The sequence below is a fragment of the Allobosea sp. Tri-44 genome, assembly GCF_004123845.1.
In the GTDB taxonomy this organism is placed as follows: Bacteria; Pseudomonadota; Alphaproteobacteria; order Rhizobiales; family Beijerinckiaceae; genus Allobosea.
Genome location: NZ_NBDP01000003.1, coordinates 565,506 through 582,147 on the forward strand (window position 1 = coordinate 565,506; position 16,642 = coordinate 582,147).

The 16,642-nt window shown below is 66.8% G+C and carries 13 protein-coding genes; 8 read left to right on the top strand and 5 right to left on the bottom strand.

Going from position 1 to position 16,642, the window contains the following annotated elements; all coding sequences use genetic code 11:
- Position 1: 1 nt before the first annotated feature.
- Positions 2-964, bottom strand: coding sequence for a GlxA family transcriptional regulator (locus B6S44_RS02835; protein WP_129155229.1), 963 nt, complete (start codon positions 962-964; stop codon positions 2-4).
- 74 nt (positions 965-1,038) lie between these two features.
- Between B6S44_RS02835 and B6S44_RS02840 the strand changes: the two genes are divergently transcribed.
- From B6S44_RS02840 to B6S44_RS02855, 4 genes are all read left to right on the top strand, one after another.
- Positions 1,039-1,704, top strand: a complete 666-nt coding sequence (locus tag B6S44_RS02840) for a DJ-1/PfpI family protein (protein ID WP_129155230.1) — start codon at positions 1,039-1,041, stop codon at positions 1,702-1,704.
- 23 nt (positions 1,705-1,727) lie between these two features.
- Positions 1,728-2,075, top strand: a complete 348-nt coding sequence (locus B6S44_RS02845) for a gamma-glutamylcyclotransferase family protein (RefSeq protein ID WP_129155231.1) — start codon at positions 1,728-1,730, stop codon at positions 2,073-2,075.
- A 172-nt stretch (positions 2,076-2,247) separates the two neighbouring features.
- Positions 2,248-2,637, top strand: a complete 390-nt coding sequence (locus tag B6S44_RS02850) for a hypothetical protein (RefSeq protein ID WP_129155232.1) — start codon at positions 2,248-2,250, stop codon at positions 2,635-2,637.
- Positions 2,638-2,737: 100 nt separating this feature from the next.
- Positions 2,738-4,123 (top strand): PepSY-associated TM helix domain-containing protein, encoded by a 1,386-nt coding sequence (locus B6S44_RS02855; protein WP_129155233.1) that lies wholly within the window; start codon positions 2,738-2,740, stop codon positions 4,121-4,123.
- A 23-nt stretch (positions 4,124-4,146) separates the two neighbouring features.
- Here B6S44_RS02855 and B6S44_RS02860 read toward each other — a convergent pair whose 3' ends face one another.
- On the bottom strand, positions 4,147-4,779 hold the full coding sequence (locus tag B6S44_RS02860; RefSeq protein ID WP_129155234.1) for a MarC family protein: 633 nt from the start codon (positions 4,777-4,779) through the stop codon (positions 4,147-4,149).
- Between the two features lie 41 nt (positions 4,780-4,820).
- On the opposite strand from B6S44_RS02860, the gene B6S44_RS02865 reads away from it, so the two are divergent.
- Together B6S44_RS02865 and gyrA are read left to right on the top strand one after the other, a co-directional pair.
- Positions 4,821-5,333, top strand: a complete 513-nt coding sequence (locus B6S44_RS02865) for a hypothetical protein (protein ID WP_129155235.1) — start codon at positions 4,821-4,823, stop codon at positions 5,331-5,333.
- 223 nt (positions 5,334-5,556) lie between these two features.
- A complete protein-coding gene (gene gyrA, locus B6S44_RS02870; protein ID WP_282568163.1) occupies positions 5,557-8,361 on the top strand; it encodes a DNA gyrase subunit A in 2,805 nt (934 codons plus the stop codon).
- A gap of 142 nt (positions 8,362-8,503) precedes the next feature.
- Here gyrA and B6S44_RS02875 read toward each other — a convergent pair whose 3' ends face one another.
- From B6S44_RS02875 to B6S44_RS02885, 3 genes are all read right to left on the bottom strand, one after another.
- Complete coding sequence (locus B6S44_RS02875) at positions 8,504-10,306, bottom strand: AsmA family protein (RefSeq protein WP_129155236.1); 1,803 nt, start codon at positions 10,304-10,306, stop codon at positions 8,504-8,506.
- Positions 10,307-10,431: 125 nt separating this feature from the next.
- Positions 10,432-12,129 carry an ABC transporter permease gene (locus B6S44_RS02880; protein ID WP_248309405.1) on the bottom strand — a complete coding sequence of 566 codons (1,698 nt, stop codon included), beginning with the start codon at positions 12,127-12,129 and terminating at the stop codon, positions 10,432-10,434.
- Positions 12,126-13,139 carry an extracellular solute-binding protein gene (locus B6S44_RS02885; protein ID WP_129155237.1) on the bottom strand — a complete coding sequence of 338 codons (1,014 nt, stop codon included), beginning with the start codon at positions 13,137-13,139 and terminating at the stop codon, positions 12,126-12,128. Before B6S44_RS02885 ends, B6S44_RS02880 begins: the two co-directional genes overlap by 4 nt.
- Before the next feature lie 670 nt (positions 13,140-13,809).
- Here B6S44_RS02885 and ilvD point away from each other — a divergent pair.
- Both ilvD and B6S44_RS02895 read left to right on the top strand, forming a co-directional pair.
- On the top strand, positions 13,810-15,540 hold the full coding sequence (gene ilvD, locus B6S44_RS02890; protein WP_129155238.1) for a dihydroxy-acid dehydratase: 1,731 nt from the start codon (positions 13,810-13,812) through the stop codon (positions 15,538-15,540).
- Entirely contained in the window at positions 15,527-16,480 is a 954-nt protein-coding gene (locus B6S44_RS02895; protein ID WP_248309406.1) for a tetratricopeptide repeat protein, read from the top strand. Before ilvD ends, B6S44_RS02895 begins: the two co-directional genes overlap by 14 nt.
- The last annotated feature ends 162 nt before the right edge of the window (positions 16,481-16,642 follow it).

Sequence of the window (16,642 nt, forward strand, 5' to 3'; positions counted from 1 at the left end):
GCTACCCCGCAAAGCGTTCTCGATAGGCTTGCGGGTTGGCTCCGAGCCGACGCAGGAAGGCGCGGCGCAGTGTCTCCTCGGAACCGAAGCCGCAGCGGCGGCCGGCCTGGGCGACCGAGAGACCCTGTTCGAGCAGGCGCCGCGCCGTCTCGATCCGGATTTCCTCTACGGCGCGGGCGGGCGTGCGGCCCGTCGCCTGGCGATAATGCCGGGCAAAGCTGCGCAGACTCATATTGGCCTGCCCGGCGAGGGTTTCCAGCGAGAGATTGCCGCGCAGGTTCTCGACGATCCAGCCATGCAGGCGGTCGAAGCGCTCGTCCTTTTCCTGCAGCGTCAGTGCGGCGCTGAACTGGGCCTGCCCGCCGGGACGCTTCAGGAACACGACGAGCTGGCGGGCGATGGCGAGCGCCGGCTCGCGGCCGAGATCGACCTCGACCAGCGCCAGAGCTAGGTCGATCCCGGCGGTGACGCCGGCCGAGGTCCAGACATCACCGTCGCGGATATAGATCGGGTCGGGATCGAGCCGAACTGACGGGAACATCGCCGCAAATTCGGCGCAGCGGCCCCAATGCGTCACGGCGCGGCGGCCGTCGAGCAATCCGGCTGCGGCCAGCAGGAAGGCGCCGCTGCAGACCGAGGCGACGCGCTGCGCCGCCGCGGCACGCTGCCGGACCCAGGCGACCAGAGATGCATCGCGGCAGGCGGCGTTGACGCCATAGCCGCCGGCGACGACCAGCGTGTGCAGCGGTGCAGTTGGCTCAGGCAGCGGGGCTGCGCCGAGTTCGAGTTTCGAGCTGGTGACGACGCGGCCCTCAGCCGCGACGACCGCGGTTTCATAGGGCAGGGGCCGGCCGGCGAGGTGTGCCAGATCGTTGGCGGTGGCGAAGACCTGCAGAGGTCCGGCGACGTCGAGCAATTGCCCGCCGGGGAAAGTCAGGATTTCGATGCGGCACTGGTTTGGCATGAAGCGAGGGATGCTTGGCAGTTCGGCCAGAGCTTCGCCCGCTAGACTGCGTCAGTCAACCAGGAGCTCGCACCATGCCTCTCAGCTTCGGCATCCTCGCCTTCCCGCAAGTCCAGCAGCTCGACCTGACCGGCCCTTATGAGGTTTTCGCCTCGGCACGGGGTGCAGAGGTGCACCTGATCTGGAAGGATACGGCGCCGCTCAAGGCCGCGACCGGGCTCGTGCTGACGCCGACCACGACCTTCGCCGACTGCCCGCCGCTCGACGTGCTCTGCGTGCCGGGCGGGAGCGGGGTCAATGCCTTGCTGCAGGACGAGACCGTTCTCGCCTTCCTGCGCGAGCGGGCCGGGCAGGTGCGCTATCTCACCTCGGTCTGCACGGGATCGCTGGTGCTGGGGATGGCCGGTTTGCTGAAGGGCAAGCGCGCGACCAGCCACTGGAACGCCCATGACCTGCTGGCGCGGTTCGGCGCGACCCCCACAGAGGGGCGCGTGGTGCGCGACGGCAATCTGATCACCGCCGGCGGCGTCACCTCCGGCATCGATTTCGGGCTGACGGTGATCGCCGAACTGCTCGGCGAGGAGGAAGCGCAATTGATCCAGCTCTCGCTCGAATATGCGCCGCAGCCGCCCTTCCGAGCGGGTACGCCGCAGGAGGCGCCGGCCGCGATCCTGGCTGCGGCAAGGCAGCGCCTTGCCGGCTCGCGCGCGGCGCGCGAAAAGCTGCTGGCGGCGCTCTAGCCGTATGAGGCAGGAGCCGCAGCATGGCCGACGAGCGCAGCATCCTTCTGTTCTCCTATGGCACGCTGCAGCAGGAGAATGTCCAGCTTGCCTCCTTCGGCCGCCGGCTCGACGGCCATGACGACGCCATGCCGGGCTTTGCCCAGACCATGCTGGAGATCACCGATCCCGAGGTGATCCGCACCAGTGGCAAGCGCTTCCATCCGGTGGTCGCACCGAGCGCCGACCCGACCGACAGCGTGCTGGGCAAGGTCTTCAGCATCAGCGCGGAGGAACTCGCGGCGGCCGATCGCTACGAGGTCGCCGACTACAAGCGCGTCAGCGTCCGGCTGACCTCGGGCAAGGAGGCGTTCGTCTACATCAAGGCGTAGCTGTGCCGGACCGATCCCAGCAGCGCCGCTCTCGCAGGCGCTGCACATCGGTTTGCTCCGCCAAGCCGGCTGAACGGAAAAATTCTTCACGCGGGATCAGTAACTTGAGCATGTTCTCGCGCTGCGAAAATGATACCTGTTTCTGCAGGGCATGCTCAAAGGGGCCGCGGTCTTGATCGCAAGCAGGAACAGCCGGGCGAGACACTGGGTCGCGATCATCGCGGCCTATGTGCTCGTGCTGCAGGGGCTGTTCGGCGCCGCGGTTTCAGGGCAGAGCCTCGCGCGGGCGCTGCTCGACCGAACCATCCACCTCACCTTGTGCGCACCGGGCGCCGAAAGCGTTCCGTTGCCGGGCGAGGAGCCGGCGCCGCATCTGCCGGCGTGTTGCCTGCTCGGTTGCGCCTGGCTCGGCGCGGCCTATGCGCCGCCAGACCGGACGGCTTCCTTCGAGGAATCGGCGCTTCGCACCACGCTCGTCCGCTTCGACGATCTGACGACGCTGCCATTGCCGGGACGAGAGCGGCTGGCAGCCCGTCCCAGAGGACCACCTTTCCAGACCTGACGCCGCAGCGGCCTTCGGGCCGCTTTCCATTGCAGCGACCGAATGCCCGCCGGCCCCGAGCGGCGGCGGCATCCCGGCAGGTCTATCGAGGAACCCAACCATGACCGCTCACGCGGATGCCCAGACGCGCGCCGATGCCGGCCGCGGCTTCGCAATATCGTCCGAATTCAAGGCCTTTATCGCGAGGCTCCATTTCTATGCCGGGCTGTTCGTCGGCCCGTTCATCCTGATCGCGGCGCTGACCGGCACGCTCTATGTGCTGACGCCGCAGGTCGAGAATTTTCTCTATCGCGAGCAGCTGACCGCGACGACGGCGGGCGAGCCCGCTTCGCTCGCCGCGCAGACCGAGGCCGCGCGCAAGCATATCGGCGAGGGGCCGCGCTTCTTCGCCATCCGCCCCGCGCCCAGACCGGGGGAGACGACGCGCGTGATGTTCGCGCACCCCGGCCTCGGCGATTCCGAAAGCCGGGCGATCTTCGTCGATCCGGTCTCGCTGGCGATCAAGGGTGATCTCACCGTCTACGGCACCAGCGGCATCCTGCCGTTCCGGACCCAGCTCGACTATCTCCATCGCAATCTGCTGCTCGGCGAGTTCGGGCGTCATTACAGCGAGCTGGCGGCGTCCTGGCTCTGGGCCGTGGTGCTGGGCGGCGTCGCGATGTGGTTCTGGCGGCGCCATCCCAAGGCGGCGGAGCGCGCGAGGGCGAATCCGGCGCTGCGCGACCGGCGCTGGCATGGGCTGATCGGGCTGACGCTCTCGCTCGGCCTCGTCTTCCTGTCGGTGACCGGACTGACCTGGTCGAAATACGCCGGCGACCGGATCGACGCGCTGCGGGCCAATCTCGGCTGGGTGACACCCTCGGTCTCGCTCAAGCTCGGCGCCACGCCCACTGTCGACGCGCATGCCCATCATGGCGACCATGGCCCGGCTGTTGGTGGAGCCGCACCCGGCAGCATCGCGCAGCTCGACGCCGTATTCACCGCGGCGAAGGCGGCCGGCATCGATTCCCCGCATGTCGAGATGCGGCCGCCGCGCGGCGAGGGCCAGGCCTGGCTGGTGCGGGAGTATGACCGGAGCTGGCCGACGCAGGTCGACACGATGGCGCTCGATCCGCGCGATCTCTCGGTGGTCAGCCGGGCCGACTTCGAGACCTTCCCGCTGATCGCCAAGCTGATCCGCTGGGGGATCGACGCCCATATGGGCATCCTGTTCGGCTTGCCGAACCAGCTCTTGATGGCGGGGCTCGGCATCGCGCTGATGCTGACGACGCTGCTCGGCTACCGGATCTGGTGGCGCCAGCGGCCGGCGCCAGGCTCGCTGCCGCGCACGCTGGTGCAGGCCTGGCTGCGGCTCGGCCGGCCGGGTAGGGCGCTGGCGGTTCTCGTCGCCGCGGGATTGGGCTGGGCGCTGCCGCTGGTCGGCGTCAGCCTCGCGCTGGTCGTGCTGGTCGACATCGCCCGCTGGCAGCTTGCCAGAGCCGCCTGAGCCGGCGCTCGATCCGGGGCGGCTCAGCCGCTCCGGATCACGGCGCGCACGCCGTCGATAACGAACTGCACCGCCAGCGCGGCGAGGATCACGCCGAGCAGGCGGGTCAGCACGACATTCCCGGTGACGCCGAGCAGGCGCGCGATGGGCACCGCCAGGAAGAAGACGACGAGGCAGGACAGGATCACCAGCCCGCAGATCACGGCGAGTGAGGACAGCATGGCGATGTCGCCATTGGCGCGGCCGGCGAGCAGCATCATCGCGGTCAGGGCGCCGGGGCCCGCCATCAGCGGGATCGCCAGCGGGAAGGCTGCGACGTTGCGAATATGGTCCTGGGTGATCGCGGTCTCGGCCGTCTGCTGCTTGCGCTCGTTGCGACGCTCGAACACCATCTCGAACGAAATCCAGAACAGCAGGAAGCCGCCGGCGATGCGGAAGGCCGGCAGCGAGACGCCGAGCGCCTTAAGCACGACGTCGCCGGCCAGGCCGAAGAAGGCCATGATGCAGAAGGCGATGATGCAGGCGCGGACCGCGACCTGCCGCCGCTCGCTTTCCGACATGCCACGCGTCAGCGACAGGAAGATCGGCGCCAGCCCGGGCGGATCGAGCGTGACCAGCAGGGTGACGAGCGCGGAGGAGAGATATTCGGCGAACATTCCGCGACGATATGCTAGCTTGCCGCAGCGAACCAGACGACGTGAGCGTCTTCGACGTGCAGGCCGAGACCAATGCGCCGAACCGCATCGAGTTTCACGGCAATGAGAGCCGCTGGGAAGCGCTTTTCTATCTTGGCTTCGGCGGATTTCTGGTGGCCCTTCTCGTGTCAAAAGGGGGATGGACCGCCATCATAGGTGGAACGATTTTCGGCTCCCTGTTCCTGCTTCTCGCCTTTGGAAAGGCATTCGGCGATCTCGATCACTCGGTCCATTTGGCTTTCGACGAGGAAGGGCTGACGGCACCCTACGCCTTCGCGAAAAAGGTGCCGTGGGACGCAGTGCAAAGTTATTCCTTCGATACTGCTGGGGATGCCCCGGCTGTCCTGATTCATCTGGTCGAGCCTGCGCGGTTCGAGCCTAAGGTCTCCAATCCTCTGAAGACGTGGCTTGTCACCTGGTACGGCTGCAACCTCCCGCTCCAGGGGGTTGCCTGCAGCTACGAGGCGATCGAAGACGCCTTTCGGCGCTTCGCCCCGCAGGTTCGGAAGGTCTAGCTCGCACCTTCGCGGATGGCGGATCTCGCAATTTCCATATGCGACCATGGCCAAACATGGCGAGATTGCGGAAGGCACGCGAAAGCGAATCAAGAATCACCCGCAACTTGCTGCGATCAAACGGTTTTATTTTCTCTGAATAGATTCGCGTTTTGCTGGCTTCGTGCGCCGGAATCGGCTAGCCAGAGCATTGAAAAAACAGCGGTAAACGGGACTTTTTCCCTTGAGCGAAGACAACGACGACAAGCGCGACGACGGCCCGCAGTTCGGCGGCGACATCAAGCCGATCGCGATCACCGACGAGATGAAGAAGAGCTATCTCGATTACGCCATGAGCGTGATCGTGAGCCGCGCTCTTCCCGACGTCCGCGACGGCCTGAAGCCCGTGCACCGGCGCATCCTGTTCTCGATGCACGAGAACAAGAACCTGCCCGACCGGCCCTATACCAAGTGCGCCCGCATCGTCGGCGACACGATGGGTAAGTACCATCCGCACGGTAATCTCGCGGTCTATGACGCGCTGGTGCGCATGGCGCAGGACTTCTCGCTGCGCCTGCCTTTGATCGACGGCCAGGGCAATTTCGGCTCGATGGACGGCGACAGCCCGGCGGCCGATCGCTACACCGAGGCTCGCCTCGACAAGGCGGCGATGCCGCTGCTGGAAGACCTCGACCTCGACACGGTCGAGTTCCAGCCCAACTATGACGGCAAGGAGCACGAGCCGAAGGTCCTGCCGGCGCGCTACCCGAACCTGCTCGTCAACGGCGCCGGCGGCATCGCGGTCGGCATGGCGACCAATATCCCGCCGCATAATCTCGGCGAGGTCATCGACGCCTGCATCGCGCTGATCGAGAATCCGGAGATCACGATCGACGAGCTGATCGAGATCGTTCCCGGCCCCGACTTCCCGACCGGCGCCCAGATCATGGGCCGCAGCGGCATCCATTCGGCCTATCACACCGGGCGCGGCTCGATCGTGATGCGCTCGAAGACGCATATCGAGGAACTGCGCAAGGAACGCGAGGCGATCATCGTCACCGAGGTGCCCTACCAGGTGAACAAGGCGACGATGGTCGAGAAGATCGCCGACCTCGTCCGCGAGAAGCGGATCGAGGGCATCTCCGACCTGCGCGATGAATCGAACCGCGAGGGCGTGCGCGTCGTCATCGAGATCAAGCGCGACGCCGTCGCCGATGTGGTGCTGAACCAGCTCTACCGCTTCACGCCGCTGCAGACCTCCTTCGGCGCCAACATGGTGGCGCTGACCGGCGGCCGGCCCGAGATCCTGAATCTCAAGGACTTCATCTCCGCCTTCGTCGAGTTCCGTGAGGAAGTCGTTTCGCGGCGCACCCGCTATCTGCTCAACAAGGCGCGCGAGCGGGCCCATGTGCTGTGTGGCCTGGCCACCGCCGTCGCGAATATCGACGAGGTCATCCGCCTGATCCGCACGGCGCCGACACCGGCCGCAGCGCATGAATCCTTGATGGCGCGAGATTGGCCGGCCGAGGATATCGCGCCGCTGATCGCGCTGGTCGACGATCCGCGCCACCCGATGAATGCCGACGGCACTTACCGGCTCTCGGACGCGCAGGCCAAGGCGATCCTCGAATTGCGCCTGGCACGCCTGACCGCTCTCGGCCGCGACGAGATCGGCGACGAGCTGGAGAAGCTCGCCAAGGAGATCGCCAATTATCTCGATATCCTGCGTTCGCGGGTGCGCATCCAGGAGATCATCAAGACCGAGCTTGCCGAGGTGAAGGCCGCCTTCGCCACGCCGCGCCGCACCGTGATCCAGGATTGGGGTTCCGATCTCGACGACGAAGACCTGATCGCCCGCGAGGACATGGTCGTCACCGTCTCCCATGCCGGCTACATCAAGCGCGTGCCGCTCTCGACCTATCGGGCGCAGAAGCGCGGCGGCAAGGGTCGCTCCGGCATGTCGACGCGCGAGGAGGATTTCGTCACCCGCCTCTTCGTCGCCGACACGCACACGCCGATCATCTTCTTCTCCTCGCTGGGCCAGGCCTACAAGGAGAAGGTCTGGCGGCTGCCGCTTTCGGCGCCCAATGCGCGCGGCAAATTCCTCAACAACATGCTGCCGCTGGACAAGGACGAGCGCATCACCACGGTGATGCCGCTGCCGGAGGATGAGGAGAGCTGGGAGCGGCTCGACGTGATGTTCGCGACGAGGACGGGCAATGTCCGGCGCAACAAGCTGTCCGACTTCGTCCAGGTCAACCGCAACGGCAAGATCGCGATGAAGCTCGACGAGGGCGATGCCATCGTCGACGTGCAGATCTGCTCCGAGCATGACGACGTGCTGTTGACGACTGCCGAGGGCCAGAGCATTCGCTTTGCCGTGCCGGAGGTGCGCGTCTTCAAGGGCCGCGACTCGACCGGCGTGCGCGGCATCAACCTCGCCAAGGGCGACGAGGTGATCTCGCTCGCGATCCTGCACCATCTCGATGCGACGCCGGACGAGCGCGCTGCTTACCTGAAGCTCGCCTCGGCGGCGCGGCGCGCCGTGACCGGCGACGGCGACGAGGCGGCCGCGCCGGTCGCCGACGCGGAAGAGGCCGCTGGTGACATCGAACTCGGCCAGGACAAATACGCCGAGATGGGCGCGTCCGAGCAGTTCATCCTGACGGTGTCGGAAAAGGGCTATGGCAAGCGCACCTCGTCGTTCGAGTACCGGGTCACCGGGCGGGGTGGCAAGGGCATCACCGCCATGGTCGTCAACGAGCGCAACGGCAAGCTGATCGCCTCGTTCCCGGTGACCGATACCGACCAGATCATGCTGGTCACCGATGGCGGCCAGGTCATCCGTATCCCGGTGGAGGGCCCCAAGCCGATCCGCATCGCCGGACGTTCGACGCAAGGCGTCACCATCTTCGACACGGCCGAGGGCGAGAAGGTCGTCTCGGTCGAGCGGATCGGCGAGGAAGCCGACGAAGAGGGTGAGACCGGCGAGGCCGAGAACGGCGGCGGCGAGAACGGTGGGGGCGAGGAGCCGGCCGGGGAGGCGTGAGCCTCCTTCCCGGGGACAACCGGATTGGCGTCATTCTCGGGCGGAGCGAAGCGTAGACCCGAGAATTTCAGGATGAGAAGACGCCGACCGGAACCTCATCCGGCCTGAGATGCTCGGGTCAAGCCCGAGCATGACGGAGTTGTCAGCGCAGCAGCGGGATCGCCGGTCCCAGCGTCCGTAAGGCCGCATCGATCTCGGGGGTGAAGGCGGCGCCGAAGAAGGGGCCGCGGACCTCGAACGGCACGCGCGTCGAGGTCGTGGTCGAGCTCAGGGCACCATTGAGATCGAGCCAGCGCCGACTGAGATCGGCAGTGCCGTTGAGGACGACGCCATAGCCCGAGCCGGATAGCTGGGTGTCGGTGAGGTAGACCACGCCGAGATTGGCGAGCGCGGAAAGCTGCAGGGTTTCGAAGGCGCTCTTGCCCTGGCGCCAGTCGCGCGCGGAGGCCGGAGGCTTCTCGGCCTTGCGCAGCAAATCGGGGAAGGCGATGCCGCGGAACTCGCCCTGCCGGATCGTCAGATTGGCCCGGCCGGTCAGCGAACTCACCACCTGGTCCAGGCTGCTTCCGACGCCGTCGAAGGCGAGCTGGCCGGTGGCCGTGCCGCTGAGGCGGGCGAGTTCCGGCAGGTCGTCGGCCACCAGCGCCAGGTTCACCTTGTCCAGCCCGAGCTGCAGCTTGACGTCCGAGCCGGCTGCAACCGGTGTGGCGAGGATGCGGGCGCGGGCCGAGCCGCCATAGGCCGCGGCGCGCAGGAGCGAGGCTTCGAACCGGCCTCTGCGGATCAGCAGCTGCGCCGCGAGGTCGCGGACATGGGCGCTGCCGATCCGGGCGGAATCGAGCGACAGGCGCAGGTCGATATCATTGGTGGTCCAGCCGTCGAATTCGAGCGGTACGCTACCGGCATCATTACCTCCGGGAGGTGCCGGCAGCCCGGCCTGCTGGAGCAGCCGGCCGAGATCGAACTCGGCTCCGGCGAGCGTCCCGGAGAGCGCCCAGTTCGGCATCGAGCCGTCGAGCTTGAGCGCGCCTTCGAGCTGGTCGCCATCGACCATGGCGACGACGGAGTCGAGCGAGGCGCTGTCCTGATTGAGCTGGGCCTGCGCGGTCAGCTCGACCTGCCGAACCAGAGAGGCGATGCGCGGGCGCGGGCCGACCCAGGCCAGGGCGTCCGAGAGCGATTTCGTGCTGAACTCGATCTGGCCGTTGGTGACGCCCTGCGCTGCCGAACGCGTGCCGTTGAACCGCAGGCTCATCAGCCGCGAGCCGAGGGAGAAGGCTGTGCGCGCCCGCTCCCCCGCCACCGGCCAGAGCAGATCGACCTTGGTGGCTTCGCCGCGCCAGGTGAACGAGCCGGCGAGGGTGACCGGCGCCTGGGCAGTCCGCTCGTCGATCATCACATTGACGTCGCGCAGCGTGGTCAGGACCGTCTCACCAGCACGGACCATGACGCTACCGGAGGTCAGGACGAGCCGGGTCTGGCTCTCGAGACGGGTAAGATATCCAAGGGCTCGGTTCTGCCACTCGGCATAGCTGCCGCCGGTGTCCGCGACAGCAAGATCGAGCTCGGGGGCGACGAGGTCGATGCGGTCGAAATCGAGCTGGCCGCCGATCAGCGAGAGCAGCCGGGCGCGGGCTCGCAGGCGCGCCGCCTTGCCGGACAGCACGCCCTGCGGATCGACGAAACTCACATCCGACAGGCTGATCCGGGGCAGGGGCAGGAAGGCGATCTCGGCGCGGCGCAGCGCCGTCACCTTGAGGCCGGTCCGGGCCTCGATGCCGGCGACGACGGAACGCTCGACATGCGACAACGCCAGATTCCACGGCCGCAGCCCGAGGACGAGCAGCAGCGCAGCGGCGGCGAGGCCGAGGAAGAGTGTGCGTCGTGACATGGCCTGGCGTTTGGCCTTCATCGGCCCGACGGCGGAGGTGTCGTCGTCAGGCAACCTGATATCGCGGCCGAATCGGCTTGAGGCGGCCGATATATGTCGCGCGGCAAGGGTTTAGCCCCCCGGTTTACGAATGTCGAGTTCAGCGCCCCGGGAGAAGGTCGCAAAGCCGGGGAAACAGTTCAATTTTCCCGCGAGACTGGCAGCTGTTCGCCGGCGCGGGCGAGCCTGAGCGCCGGATAGATGCCGATCGCGACGATCAGCAGGGCTGCCAGTGCACCATCCTCGAACACGCCGCGAGCGGCATGTCCGTAAACCAGCGTGGCGAGCGTATCGAAGTTGAGCGGCCGCAGCAGCAGTGTCGCCGGCAGCTCCTTCATGCAGTCGACGAAGACGAGCAGGGCGGCAGCTGCGATGGCGGGGCGCATGAGTGGCCAATGCAGCCGGTGCAGGAGCTCGTGCCTGTTCGCGCCGAGCGAGCGCGCCGCGTCGTCGATGCGCGGCGAGATGCGGGCATAGCCGCTTTCGACGCCGTTCACCGCGATGGTCAGGAAGCGCACCAGATAGGCGATGACCAGCGCCGCGCCGGAACCGAGCAGCAGCAGGCCAGGGCTCGCGCCAAAAAGTGCGCGGCTCGCATCGGCGACGAGGTTGTCGAAGGCTGCGAGCGGCACCAGCAGTCCGAGGGCCAGCACTGTCCCCGGCAATGCGTAGCCGAGCGAGGCGATGCGGGCGAGGGCCGGCAGGGCGCGCTCGCGCCCGAGCCGCAGCGCTGCGGCGATGCCGAGCCCGATGGCGACGATCAGCACGGCCGAGAGCGCCGAGATCGAGACGGTGTTGGCGAGCGCGCGCCAGAGCGCCGCATCGGCCTGGGCGAAGAGGTCGCGGCGCCACAATTCGCCGAGCAGATAGGTGAGCGGCAGCACCGCGCCGAACAGTGCGGGCAGGAAGCAGGCGACTGCCGCCGCCCAGGCAGGGGCGCCCGAAAGCCGGATGCGCCCGACCGGCCGCGGCCGCTTCACCGGCAAAGTGAAGCGCCGCGCCCCGCGCGTGCGCGCCTCGGTGACCATCAGCCCGACCACGACGAGCAGCATCACGCAGGCGATCTGGGTTGCGCCCGCCAGCGAGCCGCGGTTGATCCAGGTTGTGTAGACCGAGATGGTCAGCGAGCGGACGCCGAGATACTCGCTGGCGCCGATGTCGTTCAGCGTCTCGAGCAAGGCCAGCGTCAGCCCGGCGGCGAGGGCGGGGCGGGCCATCGGCAGGCCGATGCGCCAGAACAGCGGCCAGCGCCTGGTTCCGAGCGTGCGGGCGGATTCGATCAGCGCGGCGCTCTGCATCGCAAAGAGCGCGCGCACGCTGAGATAGACGTAAGGGTAGAGCACGAGCCCGAGGATCAGGATCGCGCCCGGCAGGTTGCGCGGATCGGGGAACCAGTAGTCGCGTAGCGAGCGCCAGCCGGTGAGTGCCCTGAGCGCGCTCTGGAACGGCCCCTGGAAGCCGAGGATTTCGACGTAGACGTAAGCCGTGATGTAGGTCGGCAGCGCCAGCGGCAGCACGAGCAGCCATTCCAGGCTGCGGCGGCCGGGGAATTCGTACTGCGTCACCAGCCAGGCAGCGCCGGTTCCGACGGCGCCGCAGAACAGGGCGATGCCGGCGAGCAGCAGGGCCGTGTTCCAGAGCGCGATCGGCAAGACGTTGGCGGTCAGATGCGGCCAGACCGTCAGCGCCTCGCGCGACAAAGCGGTGAAGGCCAGCGCCAGCACCGGCAGCGCGACCAGGCCCGCGGCTGCCACCGCGACGTAGAGCAGACGCGTCGACGGCCGCCAGCGGGTTGCCGGCGGCCGTTCTGCAGGTGTCGCGGATGCGTTCAGGCTCAATTGTCGAAGCCGACCTTGTCGACGAGCTCGGAAGCGGCCTTGCGGTTCTTGGCGACGTCGCCGAGCGGGGTCGTGTCGGGCGTCAGCGCGCCGAGTAGCTTGACCGCCTCGGCTTCCTTGACGTCGGCATTGACCGGGTACTCGAAATTGCCGTCGGCGTAGAGGTGCTGCGCCTTCTCACCGAGCATGTACTCGATCAGCTTGACGGCGTTGTCCTTGTTCGGCGCGTTCTTGGCGATCGCCGCGGCCGAGATGTTCACATGGGTGCCGCCGCCGGTGAAGGTGGTCTTCAGCGGCTTGATCGCGTCGTACCAGCCCTTCTGCTCGTTGGTCGCCTTGCTCATCAGCCCGATATAGTAGGTGTTGATGATGGCGATGTCGCATTGGCCCGAGAGGATGTCGCGGGCGACGTCGCGGTCGCCGCCGCCGGGCTTGCGGGCAGTGTTGGCCTTGATCGCCTTCAGGAAGGTCTCGGTCTTCTCAGCGCCGTTGCGGGCGAGATAGGCGGCGAAGAAGGCATTGTTGTAGGGGTGCTGGCCGGCGCGGATGCAGAACTTGCCCTTCCACTTCGGGTCGGCGAGCTCGTCATAGCTGATCGCGTCCTGCTTCACCCGGTCCTTGGAGACGACAACGATCCGGGCGCGCTGGGTCAGCGAAACCCAGTTGTTGCCGGCGCCACGCAAAGCGGCGGGAACCGTCTTGTCGACGAGCGCCGACTGCACGGGCTGCGTAATCCCCGCGTCGGCGACAGCCTGGATCTCGCCGACGTCGACCACCAGCATCACGTCCGCCGGGCTGTTGGCGCCCTCGGCCTGGACGCGCTGCTGCAGGCCGTCCTTCAGGAAGACCGCATTGACCTTGATGCCGGTGTCCTTGGTGAAGGCTTCGATGACCGGATTGAGCAAAGCCGGCTCGCGCGTCGTGTAGAGGTTGACGCTCTGCGCAAGGGCAGGGGCGGCCAGCAGACAGGAGGCCAGGGCTGTCGCGGCAAGCGCGGTCTTGATGGTCATGTTTCGCTCCTTCGTGCGGGGGCTATGAAATCGGCCATGTCGGACGGAGCGGTAGAGCGGCATGTAAGGACGGTCAAGAAATTTTCCCTTTTGTTTCAATGAGTTATAGGAATTCTAAACTATATCTTGATTATACAAATTCTAAACTAATGAATACCGAGCGCGTCGCGCGACTGCTGGGAGCCACCAGCCGGGCGCTTCAAAAGTCGTAAGACTCCAAAGAGTTGGAAGAGACCGTGCGCTGCCCGCGGTGAGCTGAGACGAGCGCTCAGCCTGGGCGAGACAAACCTGTCCATTCCGAATGCTCCGTCGGGTATCTCTATGGTGCCGGGATCGTGAACCAAAGGCGCCCTGCCCAATGCGCGCCGGGGTTGCGGCAAGCGGTGGCACATCTCGCGCTGCGATCCCTAAAATTCGTGACATTTCTACAACATCGGCAGCTATTGCAGTGCTGGCCCGGCGAGCCGCCACGATTGCCGCGAAGCCGCCACAAAGCGGCCCCAGCTGCAAACTTCAGTAACTATCTGAGATACGGAAGAATTAAGCCCCGTCGGGCAGGGTGCGGAGCAGAAAAATGCTTCGCATACCGCCTCGGGGCAGATGATTGCACCGGCGGGCAACGGCGTGCACATCTGGCGCCCGCCAGGTGGGGTGGCGGGACAGAGTTTGAATGGACGCGCGCGTTTTCGATAAGTCGAAGTTGCCCAGCCGGCATGTCAGCGTCGGGCCGGCTCGCGCGCCGCATCGGTCCTACTATTATGCGATGGGCATGACCGCGAAGCAGATCGCGCAGCCCTTTGTCGGCGTCGCTTCCTGCTGGAACGAAGCCGCCCCCTGCAACATCTCGTTGATGCGCCAGGCCCAGGCCGTGAAAAAGGGCGTCGCCTCGGCCGCCGGCACGCCGCGCGAGTTCTGCACGATCACTGTCACCGACGGCATCGCCATGGGCCACCAGGGCATGAAGTCGTCGCTGGCTTCGCGCGAGGTCATCGCCGACTCGGTCGAGCTCACCATGCGCGGCCATTGCTATGATGCGCTGGTCGGCCTCGCCGGCTGCGATAAGTCGCTGCCCGGCATGATGATGGCGATGGTGCGCCTCAACGTGCCGTCGATCTTCATCTATGGCGGCTCGATCCTGCCCGGCACCTTCAAGGGCAAGCCGGTCACGGTCCAGGACGTGTTCGAGGCGGTCGGCAAGCATTCGGTCGGCGCGATGTCGGACGAGGACCTGAAGGAGCTCGAGGAGGCGGCCTGCCCGTCCGCGGGCTCCTGCGGCGCCCAGTTCACCGCCAACACCATGGCGACGGTCGCCGAGGCGATCGGCCTGGCCTTGCCCTATAGCTGCGGCGCGCCGGCGCCCTACGATGTCCGCGACGCCTTCTGCTACACCGCCGGCGAGATGGTGATGGAGCTGATCGCCCGGAACATCCGGCCGCGCGACATCGTCACCCGCAAGGCGCTGGAGAATGCCGCCATGGTCGTCGCCGCTTCCGGCGGCTCGACCAATGGCGCGCTGCACCTGCCGGCGATCGCGCATGAATGCGGCATCGACTTCGACCTCTTCGCCGTCGCCGAGATCTTCAAGAAGACGCCCTATATCGCCGATCTGAAGCCAGGCGGGAAATACGTCGCCAAGGACATGTTCGAGGTCGGCGGCATTCCGCTGCTGATGAAGACCCTGCTCGACCACGGCTTCCTGCACGGCGACTGCATGACGGTCACCGGCCGCACCATCGCCGAGAACCTCGCCTCGGTGAAATGGAACGACGAGCAGGACGTGATCCGTCCGGCGAACAAGCCGCTCTCCGACAATGGCGGCGTCGTCGGCCTCGTCGGCAATCTGGCGCCCGAGGGCGCGATTGTGAAGATCGCCGGGATGACGCCCGAGCAACTGGTCTTCACCGGGCCGGCGCGCTGCTTCGATTGCGAGGAAGACGCCTTCGCCTGCGTCAGCAAACGCGAATACGAGGTCGGCGACGTCCTGGTCATCCGCTATGAGGGACCGAAGGGCGGCCCCGGCATGCGCGAGATGCTGTCGACCACGGCGGCGCTCTATGGCCAGGGCATGGGCGACAAGGTGGCGCTCATCACCGATGGCCGCTTCTCGGGCGCGACGCGCGGCTTCTGCGTCGGCCATGTCGGTCCCGAGGCCGCCGTTGGAGGGCCGATCGGCCTGATCCGCGACGGCGACATCATCGAGCTCGACGCGATCACAGGAAAGCTCGCAGTCCGCCTTTCTGATGCCGAACTTCAGGAGCGTCTTAAGGCCTGGACGCCGCGCAAGACGGATTACACGTCGGGCGCACTCTGGAAATACGCGCAGACGGTCGGTTCCGCCAAGGGCGGCGCCGTCACCCATCCGGGAGGCGCAGCCGAGATACAGTGCTATGCGGATATCTGACGCCATCATTGCAGGAGCGTTGCTCGCTCTGGGCTGCCAGCAGGCAGTCTGGGCGCAGGACGCATCCGCTGGGCGCATGCCGGTGCCGCCGCGCCCGATTCCGGGTATCGCCCTGCCGGAGCCGGAGTCGCAGGATCTCGCTGCGCCGATACCGCTCGCTCCCGGTCGTGGCGCGATCGCACCCGCTCCGAGCGGTCCTGCTGCACATACTGCACTGCCGATCGCCCCGTTCAGCAGCGCCCGCGACGCGCTGAAGGCCTGGATGCGCGATTCGACGGCCGGCGATCAGGCCGGCGCGGTCAAGGCGCTCGAATATGCTGCCGCCCAGGGCCATCTGGCGGCGCAGTTCAAGCTCGGCCGGGTCTATGCCAGCGGCGATGGCGTACCCACCAATGATCTCAAGGCTTTCGAGTATTTCTCGAAGATCGCGGACGAGAATGCCGACGAGGTGCCCGGCACCTCTGACGGGCGCATCGTCGCGGCCGCCTTCGTCGCGCTCGGCGGCTATTTCCTCGACGGGATCAAGGGCACCTATGTGAAGCCCAATCCCGATCGCGCCTTCGACATGTTCCACTACGCCGCCTCCTATTTCGGCGACCCCGACGGCCAGTACAATCTCGCCCGGCTCTATCTCAACGGCACCGGCGTCTCGCGCGATCCGCGCCAGGCGGCGCGCTGGATGAAGCTCGCGGCCGAGAAGGGCCATGCTCCGGCGCGTGCCGTCTTCGGCGACATGTTGCTGCGCGGGGGAGACGGGGTGCCGCGGCACCCGATCATCGGGCTGATGTGGCTGGCGCTCGCTCGCGAGGGCGCCGACGCCACGCGTGAGACCTGGATCGTCGAGCGCTACGATGCCGCCTTCGCCAGCGCGAGCGCAAACGACAGGACGGCTGCACTGGCACTGGTCGAGCGCCAGCAAGGCCGCGCCGAGCGGCGCTAGATCATCGCGCGCCCGAATGGGCGCGATCACGATGATCTATCACATCGTTTTAGCATCGGATTCTTCCGAAAAGTGGATTCCACTTTTCGGTCCGATGCGTGCGCGACTGCATCCAAGTTCTGCAGGGCGACGTAGCCGAGGTATCGGACCTCGGAGCTTTGC

Excerpts from the sequence above, each read along its gene's own strand:
- B6S44_RS02835 (WP_129155229.1), bottom strand. The coding sequence starts at position 964 with ATGCCAAACCAGTGCCGCATCGAAATCCTGACTTTCCCCGGCGGGCAA.
- B6S44_RS02840 (WP_129155230.1), top strand. The coding sequence starts at position 1,039 with ATGCCTCTCAGCTTCGGCATCCTCGCCTTCCCGCAAGTCCAGCAGCTC.
- B6S44_RS02845 (WP_129155231.1), top strand. The coding sequence starts at position 1,728 with ATGGCCGACGAGCGCAGCATCCTTCTGTTCTCCTATGGCACGCTGCAG.
- B6S44_RS02855 (WP_129155233.1), top strand. The coding sequence starts at position 2,738 with ATGACCGCTCACGCGGATGCCCAGACGCGCGCCGATGCCGGCCGCGGC.
- B6S44_RS02860 (WP_129155234.1), bottom strand. The coding sequence starts at position 4,779 with ATGTTCGCCGAATATCTCTCCTCCGCGCTCGTCACCCTGCTGGTCACG.
- B6S44_RS02885 (WP_129155237.1), bottom strand. The coding sequence starts at position 13,139 with ATGACCATCAAGACCGCGCTTGCCGCGACAGCCCTGGCCTCCTGTCTG.
- ilvD (WP_129155238.1), top strand. The coding sequence starts at position 13,810 with ATGGACGCGCGCGTTTTCGATAAGTCGAAGTTGCCCAGCCGGCATGTC.
- B6S44_RS02895 (WP_248309406.1), top strand. The coding sequence starts at position 15,527 with ATGCGGATATCTGACGCCATCATTGCAGGAGCGTTGCTCGCTCTGGGC.